The sequence below is a fragment of the Bradyrhizobium sp. USDA 336 genome (assembly GCF_044908355.1).
Lineage (GTDB): Bacteria > Pseudomonadota > Alphaproteobacteria > Rhizobiales > Xanthobacteraceae > Bradyrhizobium > Bradyrhizobium yuanmingense.
The window spans coordinates 5720975-5733777 of the sequence record NZ_JBIYDC010000002.1; the positions used below are offsets into that span (position 1 = coordinate 5720975).

Sequence of the window (12803 nt, forward strand, 5' to 3'; positions counted from 1 at the left end):
CAGGGTTCAACCCAGCCGGCCATGTGCCCGAAATGACCGGCTTTTCGCTTGACGTTACGGCCTTCGGGCGGCGACAACCCAGCCGAATTTAGAGCCAAGGATTTGACTGTGTCCGACCTCGCAACGCTCGAAACATCCATCCTCGACCAGATCGCTACCGCCGGCGATGAAGCCGCGCTCGAAGCCGTGCGCGTCGCAGCCCTCGGCAAGAAGGGCTCGATCTCCGCGCTGCTCGCCACGCTCGGCAAGATGTCACCCGACGAGCGCAAGACCCAAGGTGCGGCCATCAACCAGGCCAAGGACAAGGTCACCGAGGCGCTCGCGGCAAGGCGCGACGTTCTGAAATCGGCCGCGCTCGATGCGCGGCTCGCCGCCGAGACCGTCGACGTCACCTTGCCGCTGCGCGATGCGGCGGCGGAAGCCGGCCGCATCCATCCGCTCAGCCAGGTCTGGGACGAACTGACCACCATCTTCGCCGACATGGGCTTCTCGGTGGCCGAAGGCCCCGACATCGAGACCGACGACTACAACTTCACCAAGCTGAATTTCCCGGAAGGCCATCCGGCGCGCGAGATGCACGACACGTTCTTCTTCCATCCGAAGCAGGACGGCTCGCGCATGCTGCTGCGGACCCACACCTCGCCGGTGCAGGTGCGCACCATGCTGAGCCAGAAGCCGCCGATCCGCGTGATCTGCCCGGGCCGCACCTACCGCATCGATTCGGACGCGACCCACACGCCGCAATTCCACCAGGTCGAGGGCCTCGTCATCGACAAGAGCTCGCATCTCGGCCACCTCAAATGGATCCTGCACGAGTTCTGCAAGGCGTTCTTCGAGGTCGACCACATCAACATGCGCTTCCGGCCCTCGTTCTTCCCGTTCACCGAGCCGTCGCTCGAAGTCGACATCCAGTGCCGCCGCGACAAGGGCGAGATCCGCTTCGGCGAGGGCGAGGATTGGCTCGAGATTCTCGGCTGCGGCATGGTGCATCCGAACGTGCTGCGCGCCTGCGGCATCGATCCCGACGAGTACCAGGGCTTTGCCTGGGGCATGGGCATCGACCGCATCGCCATGCTGAAATACGGCATCGCCGATTTGCGCCAGCTGTTCGACAGCGACGTCCGCTGGCTGTCCCACTACGGCTTCAAGCCGCTCGAAGTGCCAACGCTTGCCGGAGGGCTGAGCACGTGAAATTCACCCTCTCCTGGCTGAAGGATCATCTCGACACTGACGAGCCGCTGGAAAAGCTCGCCGAGAAGCTCACCATGATCGGGCTCGAGGTCGAGAACATCGAGGACAAGGCGAAGGCGCTGAAGCCTTTCACCATCGCAAAGGTGATCTCGGCCGAGCAGCATCCGAATGCGGATCGCCTGCGCGTCTGCATGGTCGACACCGGCGACGGCGGTACGCCGGTGCAGGTGGTGTGCGGCGCGCCGAATGCGCGCGCCGGGCTCGTCAGCGTGTTCTCGCCGCCCGGCACCTACATTCCCGGCAAGGATATCACGCTCGGTGTCGGCACCATCCGCGGCGTCGAGAGCCGCGGCATGCTGTGCTCGGCGGCCGAGCTGCAGATCTCCAACGATCATGACGGCATCATGGAATTGCCTGAGGACGCGCCGATCGGTGCTGCCTATGCCGAATGGGCCGGCCTCGGAGATCCCGTGATCGAGATCAATCTGACGCCGAACCGGCAGGACTGCACCGGCGTGCACGGCATCGCGCGCGATCTCGCCGCCGCCGACATGGGCAAGTTCAAGAATCCAACGATCAAGCCGGTCAAGGGCGAATTCCCCTGTCCGGTGAAGGTGACGGTTGAAGACGCCACGCTGTGTCCGGGCTTCGCGCTCCGCCTCGTGCGCGGCGTCAAGAACGGGCCGTCGCCGGAATGGCTGCAGAAGCGGCTGACCGCGATCGGGCTACGTCCGATCAACGCGCTGGTCGACATCACCAACTTCATCACCTACGACCGCGCACGCCCGCTGCACGTGTTCGACGCCAAGAAGGTGAGGGGCAATCTCGTCGTGCGGCGCGCGCGCGAGGGCGAGAGCCTGCTGGCGCTCGACGGCCGCACCTACAATCTCGATCCCGCCATTTGCGTGATCGCGGACGAGCACGGCGTCGAATCGCTCGCCGGCATCATGGGCGGCGAAGCATCGGGCTGCGACGAGAACACCACAGACGTGCTGATCGAGTCGGCGCTGTGGAACGAGATCAACATCGCCCAGACCGGCCGCAAGCTCGGCATCAATTCGGACGCGCGCTACCGCTTCGAGCGCGGCGTCGATCCGGCCTTCATGGTGCCCGGAATCGAGCTCGCGACCAAGCTGGTGATGGAGCTTTGCGGCGGCACGCCGTCTGAAACATTCGTGGTCGGCAAGACCTTTGGCGACGATCGCCTGATCGAATTCCCGATCACCGAGGTCAAGCGCCTTTCGGGCATCGAGGTGCCGCAGGTCGAGATGAAGCGCATTCTGACCCATCTCGGCTTCATGATGGCGGGTCCCGGCCCGGTGGTGAAGGTCGCAGTGCCCTCGTGGCGCTCCGACGTGCACGGCAAGGCCGACATCGTCGAGGAGATCGTCCGCATCTTCGGCGTCGACAAGGTGCCGATGACGCCGTTCGAGCGCGGCGACGAGCCGCGCAAGCCGGTGCTGACGCCGCTGCAGCTGCGCACCCGCCGCGCGCGGCGCGCGCTCGCAACCCGCGGCATGGTCGAAGCCGTGACCTGGTCGTTCATCGCAAAATCTGCGGCCGAATTGTTCGGTGGCGGACAGCGCGAGCTCGAAGTGGCGAACCCGATCGCCTCCGATCTCTCCGACATGCGCCCGACCCTGCTCGCCGGCCTGATCGCGGCGGCGCAGGCCAATGCCGATCGCGGATTCGGCGATGTCGCGCTGTTCGAGGTCGGCCAGGTGTTCAAGGGCGATCGCCCGCAGGACCAGTTCATGGCGGCGAGCGGCGTGCGCCGTGGCCTTGCGTCGTCCGAAGGGCTCGGACGGCACTGGACCGGCTCGGCGCAGGCCGATGTGTTCGACGCCAAGGCCGATGCGCTGGCGGTGCTAGCGGCCGCCGGCGCGCCGATGCAGGCGCTCCAGATCGTGGCGGGCGGTCCCGGCTGGCTGCATCCGGGCCGCTCCGGCACGATCCAGATCGGGCCGCAGAACGTGCTCGGATATTTCGGCGAAGTGCACCCCAGAGCGCTCGAGGCGCTCGGCGCCGACGGGCCGCTTGTCGTGTTCGAGGTGATCCTCGACCGCATCCCCGAGGCGAAGAAGAAGCCGACGCGCGCCAAGCCCTTGATCGAGCTCTCGGCCTTCCAGCCGGTGTCGCGCGACTTCGCTTTCATTGTCGACCGCGCCGTCAAGGCCGGCGAGATCGTCCGCGCCGCTCAGAGCGTCGACAAGAAATTGATCACCGGCGTCAATGTCTTCGACGTCTACGAGGGCAAGGGCATCGATGACGGCAAGAAGTCGATCGCGATCGCGGTCACGCTGCAGCCGCGCGAGAAAACCCTGACCGATCAGGAGATCGAAGCCGTCGGCGCCAAGATCGTGGCCGAGGTCAGCAAGAAGACCGGCGGCACGTTGCGAGCATGACGCCGAAAAGTGCGAAGCGGTTTTCGGACAACGTCATGCTCGAGAGCCATAGAGCATGAGTCCTGCGGACTTCCTTCCGAAGGACGTCAGCCTCACGATCGCGGCGGCGCTCTGCGCCGTCGCTTTCGTTTCGGGCACAGCGCGCGGTTTCTCCGGCTTCGGTTCGGCGCTGATCTTCATGCCGCTGGCGAGCAGCATCGCGGCGCCGCGGCTCGTTGCTGCCCTGCTGCTCGTCATCGATTTCGTCGCGGCCGTGCCGCTGCTGCCGGATGCGTGGCGGAAGGCCGATCGCAAGGCCACCGCGGTGATCGTGCTGGGCGCGCTGATCGGCGTCCCTATCGGCACCTATTTCCTCAGCGTGCTCGAACCCGTCACCACGCGCTGGATCATCTCCTGCTTCGTCGCGGCGCTGTTGCTGCTATTGCTGTCGGGCTGGCGCTATCGCGGCAAGGACCACGCCTGGCTGTCGGTCGGCATCGGCAGCCTCTCCGGCTTCTGCAGCGGGCTCGCGCAGACCGGCGGCCCGCCGATCGTCGGCTACTGGCTCGGCCGCCCGATCGCGCCGATGGTCGCGCGCGCCAATATCGTGCTGTTCTTCGGCGCCTCGGATTTCTTCTCGATGGTCAGCTATGCGACGACCGGCCTGATTAGCCGCGAATCGCTGGTGCTGTCGCTGATCGTCGGCCCGGTCTATGCGGTTGGCGTTGCGTTCGGCAGCTCATTGTTCGGCCGCGCCAGCGAGAAGGTGTTTCGCGGCATCTGCTATGCGCTTATTGCGATGGCGGTGATCTTTGGATTGCCGGTGCTGGATGGGGTGTTGCGATAGCTCTCTCCGCGGGTCGTCCCCGCGAAGGCGGGGACCCATAACCCCAGGAAGAAGTTATGGTGCAAGCTGGTCACCGCGAGTCTTCGCCAAACCAGGCCCTGTGGTTATGGGTCCCGGATCGGCGCGCGCCTTGGGGCGCGCTTGTCCGGGACGACGGCGGAATGTGTCGCCGCTTTATTGCTACTGCCGCGGCACGCGCCGCTTCTTGGTCGACTGCGTCGGCACATCCGCCGGCTCGTCCTTCAGCGCGCCGATCTTGCGCAGGGCGGCGTCCGCGGCACGTTCGCCGCTCTCCCACGCGCCGTCGACGGTGCCCCAGAGCGTCTCGTGCGTGGCTTCGCCGGCGAGGAACACATTGCCGATCGGCTCGGCGAGGGTTCTTCGCGACAGCTGGCCGCCGGGCGAGGCGGCCGACATCGCGCCCATGACGTAAGGCGAGGCGTTCCAGCGCGTGGCGCTGGTCTTTTGCACCACGGCAGCGGCCTCGCTACCGAACAGCTTCGTGATCCACTCCCGGGCAAAGGCCGCCATCGCCTTCTCGCCCTGGTCGGCGAGATCGCGGCCGAAGGAGCCGCCGACATCGATCGAGCACAGCGAGGAGCCGCCGATATTGGCGAACATCAGCGCCGTGCGGGTCGAATTGCTCTGCTCGATGAGGATGTCGTCGCGCGACAGGCCGAGCGGATTGCCGGGCAACTGCAGCACGATACGATCGTAGCTGCCGAGGCTGAGCTTCGATGCCGCATCCAGCGTCCGCTTGGGAATGTCGGGTGCGAACTTGATCGCGCCCGATGTCAGCACATTGGTCGAGACCGTGACGATGGCGGCGCGCGCCGCGATCTTGCCGGCTTGCGTCTCGATGCTGACGTCGCGATTGCTCCAGGCGATGCGGTTCGCCGTCGTCGACAACGCCACCGGCGCCTGCTCGGCGAGCTTGGCGATCAGCGTGCCCAGGCCCTGGCGGCAGGCGATCGCTGCGTTGCGGTCCTGCGCGCGTCCCTTGTCGATGGCAGACAGCTCCTTCAGGTCCTTGCCGGCAAAGCTCGCACCCAGCATGAACTCGGCCGCGCCGGCCCAGTCGCCGAGATCCTTCGGCAGCACCGATGCGCAGGAGGTATCCAGCTTGCCCCGCCCGGCCTCGTCGATGGCGCGGTTGGCGCGCACCAGGGCGGCCAGGAATTGCTCGGTCTCGCCGGCGCGGGCATTGCGGCGGCCAATGCGCACCTTCTGGCCCGAGGGCGCCGGCAGCACGTCCAGCCCGGCGCTGCGCGCCAGCCGGATCATCGGGTTGGTGTCGGGATTGTGCAACCAGCGCGCGCCGCGGTCGAACGGCGTGTCGAAGGTCGTGCTGTCGGTGATGCAGCGGCCGCCGACCTGCGCGGCCGCCTCCACCACGATGACCTTGCGGCCCGTCGCGATGATGCGCCGCGCCGCGGCAATTCCCGCCGCCCCCGCGCCGATCACGACGATGTCAGCCTCGCGCGGCAGGGGCGCGGCCGATGCGCGCAGCACCGGCATCGCCGCAAGGGCCGCCGACGCCGAAAGAAAGCCGCGGCGCGTGATTGTCATGTCATGGTTTCCGGGGACTTGCGGCGAACGTGAACAGCCCGCGAACCTTGCCGTATCCGATGTTGCGCAGCAACCAGGATGGTGAATCAACCATGCTTGATCTCACAGAGTGATGAACCGAATTGCAACACGTTTCGACCATGATAGAGAAGGGAAAAAGACGGCCGGAAAAGGCCGTGGGGGGAGTTCGGCATGGGGACGGTCCTGGATTCTGTCGGCAAGGTGATTGCCGCGTACCTCTCGAAGGAGGTGCCGGGCTACGAGCCGTTCACGCCGAGCGACCCCGAGCATCTGCGCGGCGTCATCGAGCCCGGCGACGTGCTGCTGGTCGAGGGCAACAACCGCATCTCCGGCATCATCAAATACCTGACGCAGTCGACCTGGTCGCATGCCGCGCTCTATGTCGGTCCGGTCGAGGGAGCAGAGGAGCCCAACGGCGAGCCGCATGTTCTGATCGAGGCCAATATCGGCGAAGGCGTCACCTCGGCGCCGCTGTCGAAATATTTCCCCTATCACACCCGCGTCTGCCGTCCGGTCGGGCTGTCCTATGAGGATCGCACCACGGTGTGCCGCTATGCGATCAACCGCATCGGCTTCGGCTACGACACCAAGAACATCGTCGACCTCATGCGCTATCTGTTCCCGCTGCCGATACCGCAGCGCTGGCGCCGACGCATGATCGCGATCGGCTCGGGCGACCCGACCAAGATCATCTGCTCGGCCCTGATCGCGCAGGCCTTCGACGCCGTGCGCTACCCGATCCTGCCGAAGATCACCAAGGCCGGCAGCCGCGCCGCACGGCGAGAGATCCTGCACATCCGCGATTCCTCGCTCTACATGCCCCGCGACTTCGATATCTCGCCCTATTTCGAAGTCGTCAAACCCACCATCGTGCACGGGTTCGACTACACCGCCTTGCACTGGGCCGACAAGCAGAAGCCGCTCGAGGAGGTGGCGGGCTCATTCAGTGTGTTTCCAGAAGCGCTCGTGGCGCCGCCGCTCGCTCCTGAAGCGGCTGACGAAGCGACATCGGGTGAAATTCCGGCTCAAGAAGTGAGCGCGCCGGATGCGCGAGCCAGCGTGGCTTTCTCCGAGCATTTTGTGCAGCTGAGCGAGCTCGCGGTGTATCGCGCGCGGGCGCGGGAGATGACGGCTTAGGTTCGCACGGTCTCGTAGGGTGGGCAAAGGCGCGAAGCGCCGTGCCTACGTTCAGGCCCGATCACTGACGGATGGTGGGCACGCTCCGCTTTGCCACCCTACGAGGCGTCTCCTCCGTCATTGCGAGGAACTCTTGCGACGAAGCAATCCAGATTGCCTCCGCGGTAAAAGTCTGGATTGCTTCGCTGCGCTCGCAATGACGACGGAGAGAGAGCGCGCGCTACCGATCCGCCCGTCCGATCACCGCCATCAGCTCCGCGATCTTGGCGCGCTGGTCGGCCTTGTCGCCGCTCGCGATGGCGTGCTCGACGCAATGGGCGACGTGATCCTTCAAAACCTCTTCCTCGACCCGGCGCAGCGCGGCGCGAACCGCCGCGATTTGCGTCACGATGTCGATGCAGTAGCGGTCTTCCTCTACCATTTTCGAGAGACCACGAACCTGGCCCTCGATCCGGCCGAGACGTTTTCCGACGGATGCCTTGATGTCCTTGCGCATGGGCTCTATATACCCCTACCGGGTATGGGTTTCAAGACCAGACGCAAAGGCCGGAACATGGCAATGAACAACAACGAGCACGAGCATCGTCACAACGCGGCGACGCATTCCGGATGCGGCTGTTCCGCGAAAGCTGCAGCGCCGGCGGCGAAGCCCGAGCCTTCCTCGTGCTGCGGCGGTCATTCCGGCCACGACCATCATCACGGCCATGATCATGGCGACGCCGTAACCAAGCTCAAAGATCCCGTCTGCGGCATGAGCGTCGATCCCGCGACCTCGAAGCACCACATCACACAGCACGGCGAGACCTTCCATTTCTGCTCGGCCGGCTGCCGCACCAAGTTTGCCGCCGATCCCGCCAAGTATCTTGCCAAGGACAAGGCGCCCGAACCGGAGGTGCCCGCGGGCACGATCTACACCTGTCCGATGCACCCGCAGATCCGCCAGGTCGGCCCGGGCACGTGCCCGATCTGCGGCATGGCGCTGGAGCCTGAGGTCGCAAGCCTTGAGACCGGCCCCAATCCCGAGCTCGCCGACATGACGCGGCGCTTCTGGATCGGCGGCGTGCTGTCGCTGCCGCCGATCGCGCTGGAAATGGGCGGCCATCTCGCAGGCCCGCACAGCTGGATCGATCCGACCCTGTCGAACTGGATCCAGCTCGTCTTTGCAACACCCGTGGTGCTGTGGGCCGGCTGGCCGTTCTTCGTCCGCGGCTGGCAATCGCTGCTGACGCGCAATCTCAACATGTTCACGCTGATCGCGATGGGCACGGGCGTTGCCTACGTCTACAGCGTGCTCGGCACGCTCACGCCGCAGATATTCCCCACCACCTTCCGAGGCCATGAGGGCGCGGTCGCAGTCTATTTCGAGGCGGCCGCCGTCATCACCGTCTTGGTGCTGCTCGGCCAGGTGCTGGAGCTGCGCGCCCGCGATGCGACCTCGGGCGCGATCAAGGCGCTGCTGCAGCTCGCGCCGAAGACCGCGCGCCGCGTCGACGCAGACGGCAGCGAGCACGAGGTCGAGATCGACACGCTGCATGCCGGCGATCGCCTGCGCGTTCGTCCCGGCGAGAAGGTGCCGGTCGACGGCATCATTCTCGAAGGCCGCTCGTCGCTCGATGAATCGCTGGTGACGGGCGAATCCATGCCGGTCACCAAGGAGGCTGGCGCAAAAGTCATCGCCGGCACGCTGAACCAGTCCGGCAGCTTCATCATGCGCGCCGACAAGGTCGGGCGCGAGACGCTGCTGTCGCAGATCGTGCAGATGGTCGCGGATGCGCAGCGCTCGCGCGCGCCGATCCAGCGCCTGGCCGACCAGGTCTCCGGCTGGTTCGTGCCGCTGGTGATCGTCATCGCCGTCGCGGCCTTTGCCGCCTGGGCCTGGTTCGGACCGGAGCCGCGGCTCGCCTTCGGTCTCGTCGCCGCGGTCAGCGTGCTGATCATCGCCTGCCCCTGTGCGCTGGGCCTGGCCACCCCGATGTCGATCATGGTCGGCGTCGGCCGCGGCGCGCAGGGCGGCGTCCTGATCAAGAATGCCGAGGCGCTCGAGCGGATGGAGAAGATCGACACGCTCGTGGTCGACAAAACCGGCACGCTGACCGAGGGCAAGCCCAAGGTGGTCTCGATCGCGCCGGCGTCCCGCTTTGCGGAAGACGATATCCTCCGGCTGGCGGCCACCGTCGAGCGCGCCAGCGAGCATCCGCTGGCCGACGCCATCGTGCGTGCGGCCAAGGAGAAGCAGCTCCCGCTCGGCCAGGTCGAGCAGTTCGATTCGCCGACGGGCAAGGGCGCGACCGGCAAGGTCGACGGCAGGACCATCGTGCTCGGCAATGCCAGATATCTGTCGTCGATCGGCATCGACACCACGGCGCTCGACGCCGAGGCCGAACGGCTGCGCGGCGATGGCGCCACCGTGATCAACATGGCCGTCGACGGCCGGCTTGCCGGCCTGTTTGCGATCGCTGATCCGGTCAAGGCCTCGACGCCGGAGGCGCTGAAGGCGCTCGCGGCGGAAGGCATCAAGGTGATCATGCTGACCGGAGACAACCGCACCACGGCCGAGGCCGTGGCGCGCCGGCTCGGCATCGCCGAAGTCGAGGCCGAAGTGCTGCCCGACCAGAAGAGCGCGGTGGTGACCAAGCTGCAGCAGGCCGGCCGCAGCGTCGCCATGGCCGGCGACGGCGTCAACGACGCGCCGGCACTGGCGGCGGCCGAGGTCGGCATCGCCATGGGCACCGGCACCGACGTTGCGATGGAGAGCGCCGGCGTGACGCTGCTCAAGGGCGACCTCGTCGGCATCGTCCGCGCGCGAAAACTGTCGCAGGCGACGATGAGCAACATCCGGCAGAACCTGTTCTTCGCCTTCATCTACAACGCCGCCGGAATTCCTATCGCCGCCGGCGTTCTCTATCCGGCGTTCGGTCTGCTGCTCTCCCCGATCATCGCCGCGGCGGCGATGGCGCTATCCTCGGTCAGCGTCGTCGGCAACGCGCTGCGGCTGCGTGCGACGCGGCTGTGAGGTGCCAGCGGCAACGAAGGCGCGCTCCCTCGCCCCGTTCTCCCGGGGAGAGCGTTGGGGTGAGGGGCTGTCCGCAATCCCGGTGACAGTTGGACTCGCGGAGAGTCCCCCTCACCCGGAATTCAAGCTACGCTTGAATTCCGACCTCTCCCCGCAAGCGGGGCGAGGTAAGAGAGAGCGGCGCCCGCGGAGAGGACCTGATGCAGCGGATTACCATCACGATCGAGGACGATCTCCTGGCGGAGATCGATGCGGCGGCGGAAGCGCGCGGCTACCAGAACCGCTCCGAGATCATCCGCGACCTCGCGCGCGCCGGCCTGCAGCAGAGCGCCGAGGACACCGCGCAGACCGGCCAATGCGTCGCCGGCCTCGTCTACGTCTATGACCACGCGGCGCGCGATCTGTCGAAACGGCTGGTGCAGGAATTCCACGGCCATCACGACCTCGCGCTGGCGACGCTGCATGTCCACCTCGACGACAACAATTGCATGGAGATGACGGCGCTGCGCGGCGCGGCCTCCGAGGTCAGGCATTTCGCCGACCACATCATCGCCGAACGCGGCGTGCGCTACGGCCGCGTGGTGATGATCCCGACGGGGGACGGCAAACAGGCGAAGGCGCGCAAGCACGGGCATAGACACGATTAGGCTGAATCTTACCCTCCCCTGGAGGGGGAGGGTCGGCACGTGATCGAGCGAAGCGAGATCGCGTGACGGGGTGGGGTGATCTCTCCACTCGGGCACTGTTCATCGCGGAGGGACCGTCACCCCACCCCGCTCGCGCTGCGCGCGATCGACCCTCCTCCTCCAGGCAGGGCTATCGCATATGAGACGTCGCTGTGGGCACCGGCTGCCGCCACAGCGTCATGGCCGGGCCTGTCCCGGCCATCCACGCCTTTCCACGCAGCACAAAGAACGTGGATGCCCGGGACAAGCCCGGGCATGACGACCTCTGCAATATCGACATGCGATCCATATGCGATAGCCCTGCTCCTCCAGGGGAGGGTGAGCAAGAGCTCGCGCCGCGTCCGCGGCCGAGGGCTGCTCAGCCACTCGCCCTTGCCGAAGCCGCATCCGGTGTCTACCTCTCGCGCAGTGTCTACCTCAGAGGGTCCCCCATGCTGGATGCCGCCATCAAGGCGCTGTCGCAATTGATCTCGCCGCCGATGCGCTCGATCCTGTGGCGGTCGATCGGGCTTGCGCTGGTGCTGATCACCGTGCTGGCGATCGGCTTGCAGCGGCTGCTCAGCTGGTTTGCGACCTCCGGCGAGGTGTGGCTGGAAGGCCTGCTCGGGCCCGGCTGGCATTCCTCGATCGAGGTTCTCTCCTGGATCGTCTCGATCGCGACGGGTCTCGGCGTCGTGTTCGGCGGCATCTTCCTGATGCCGGCCATCACCTCGGTGGTGGCGAGCTTGTTCGTCGACGACGTCGCCGACATCGTCGAGCGCGAGCATTATCCGGCCGAGCGGCCGGGCGTGGCGCTGCCGTTCAGCCGGGCGATCCTCGAGGGCATCAAGACCGCGCTCGTCGCCATCCTGGTCTACCTCGCCGCGCTGCCGCTGGTGCTGTTCGCCGGCGCGGGATTCCTGATCTTCTTCCTCGCCGCCGCCTGGCTGCTCGGCCGTGAATATTTCGAGCTCGCCGCGATGCGCTTCCGCCCGCCGGAGGAGGCCAAGGCGATGCGGCGCGACAATGCCGCGACGGTCTTCACCGCCGGCCTGTTCATCGCCGCCTTCGTCTCGATCCCGATCGTGAACCTGGCGACACCGATCTTCGGCATGGCCTTCATGGTCCACATGCACAAGCGCCTGTCAGGCCCGCGGCCCGAGCTGATCGAGCCGGCGCGGCAGGTGCGATAGCGGCCCGGCGCAGCGCTGTCTCACACCGTCTTCTCCGGCCAGCGACAGAGATCGTTGATCAGGCAGACCTCGCAGCGCGGCTTGCGGGCGAGGCACGTATAGCGGCCGTGCAGGATCAGCCAATGATGCGCGTGCAGCATGAACTCCGCTGGGATCACCTTTTCGAGGCCAAGCTCGACCTCCAGCGGCGTCTTGCCGGGCGCTAGGCCCGTGCGGTTGCCGACGCGGAAGACATGGGTGTCGACCGCCATGGTGTGCTCGCCGAAGGCCATGTTGAGCACGACGTTGGCGGTCTTGCGACCTGCGCCGGGCAATGACTCGATCTCCGTGCGCGTGCGCGGCACCTCGCCGCCGAATTCACCGAGCAGCTTGGCCGACAGCGCGATCACGTTCCTGGCCTTGGTGCGGTAGAGGCCGATCGTCTTGATGTACTCGCGCAAGCGCTCCTCGCCGAGATCGAGCATCTTCTGCGGGGTGTCGGCAACCTCGAACAGCGCGCGCGTCGCCTTGTTGACGCCGGCATCGGTCGCCTGTGCCGACAGCACCACCGCGACCAGCAGCGTGAACGGGTTGACGTGCTCGAGCTCGCCCTTGGGCTCCGGATTGGCCTTGCGGAAACGGCTGAAAACCTCGTGGACCTCGGCCGGCGTCCACGGTCTTGTGGCTTTAAGTGATTTCTTCGCGGGCGCTTTCGGCTTGGTCGCGACCGGTCTTGCCGTTTTCTTCGGCACCGCCGCTTTGCGCGGGACCGGCTTGCGGGTGATTTTCGCCATGATCGGGATA

The 12803-nt window shown here is 66.4% G+C and carries 10 protein-coding genes; 7 read left to right on the forward strand and 3 right to left on the reverse strand.

What is annotated here, in order from left to right; translation table 11 throughout:
• Positions 1–108 precede the first annotated feature (108 nt).
• Genes pheS through ABIA45_RS27855 form a run of 3 tightly spaced genes read left to right on the forward strand, consistent with a single transcriptional unit; the run spans position 109 to position 4422 of the window.
• A complete protein-coding gene (pheS, locus tag ABIA45_RS27845; RefSeq protein ID WP_271543350.1) occupies positions 109–1191 on the forward strand; it encodes a phenylalanine--tRNA ligase subunit alpha in 1083 nt (360 codons plus the stop codon).
• Positions 1188–3596, forward strand: a complete 2409-nt coding sequence (pheT, locus tag ABIA45_RS27850) for a phenylalanine--tRNA ligase subunit beta (protein ID WP_404654481.1) — start codon at positions 1188–1190, stop codon at positions 3594–3596. Before pheS ends, pheT begins: the two co-directional genes overlap by 4 nt.
• 55 nt (positions 3597–3651) lie before the next feature.
• Complete coding sequence (locus ABIA45_RS27855; RefSeq protein ID WP_404544917.1) at positions 3652–4422, forward strand: sulfite exporter TauE/SafE family protein; 771 nt, start codon at positions 3652–3654, stop codon at positions 4420–4422.
• Positions 4423–4602: 180 nt separating this feature from the next.
• On the opposite strand, the gene ABIA45_RS27860 is transcribed toward ABIA45_RS27855, so the two are convergent.
• The gene (locus ABIA45_RS27860; protein WP_404544919.1) at positions 4603–5991 is read right to left on the reverse strand and encodes a flavin monoamine oxidase family protein; all 1389 of its coding nucleotides are present in this window, start codon (positions 5989–5991) and stop codon (positions 4603–4605) included.
• A 192-nt stretch (positions 5992–6183) separates the two neighbouring features.
• On the opposite strand from ABIA45_RS27860, the gene ABIA45_RS27865 reads away from it, so the two are divergent.
• The gene (locus ABIA45_RS27865; protein ID WP_404544921.1) at positions 6184–7149 is read left to right on the forward strand and encodes a YiiX/YebB-like N1pC/P60 family cysteine hydrolase; all 966 of its coding nucleotides are present in this window, start codon (positions 6184–6186) and stop codon (positions 7147–7149) included.
• Positions 7150–7369: 220 nt separating this feature from the next.
• Here ABIA45_RS27865 and ABIA45_RS27870 read toward each other — a convergent pair whose 3' ends face one another.
• Positions 7370–7645: a metal-sensitive transcriptional regulator gene (locus tag ABIA45_RS27870; RefSeq protein ID WP_157287293.1), complete on the reverse strand. Its 276-nt coding sequence runs from the start codon at positions 7643–7645 to the stop codon at positions 7370–7372.
• Between the two features lie 63 nt (positions 7646–7708).
• Between ABIA45_RS27870 and ABIA45_RS27875 the strand changes: the two genes are divergently transcribed.
• The 3 genes from ABIA45_RS27875 to ABIA45_RS27885 all read left to right on the forward strand — a co-directional run bounded on the left by ABIA45_RS27875 (position 7709) and on the right by ABIA45_RS27885 (position 12020).
• A complete protein-coding gene (locus ABIA45_RS27875) occupies positions 7709–10162 on the forward strand; it encodes a heavy metal translocating P-type ATPase (RefSeq protein ID WP_404654482.1) in 2454 nt (817 codons plus the stop codon).
• A 200-nt stretch (positions 10163–10362) separates the two neighbouring features.
• Positions 10363–10809 (forward strand): nickel-responsive transcriptional regulator NikR, encoded by a 447-nt coding sequence (gene nikR, locus ABIA45_RS27880; RefSeq protein WP_271543339.1) that lies wholly within the window; start codon positions 10363–10365, stop codon positions 10807–10809.
• 470 nt (positions 10810–11279) lie between these two features.
• Entirely contained in the window at positions 11280–12020 is a 741-nt protein-coding gene (locus ABIA45_RS27885) for a sulfate transporter family protein (protein WP_157287296.1), read from the forward strand.
• A gap of 20 nt (positions 12021–12040) precedes the next feature.
• Here the strand turns inward: ABIA45_RS27885 and nth are convergent, their stop codons facing one another.
• Positions 12041–12793, reverse strand: a complete 753-nt coding sequence (gene nth / locus ABIA45_RS27890; RefSeq protein ID WP_275511727.1) for an endonuclease III — start codon at positions 12791–12793, stop codon at positions 12041–12043.
• Positions 12794–12803 lie beyond the last annotated feature (10 nt).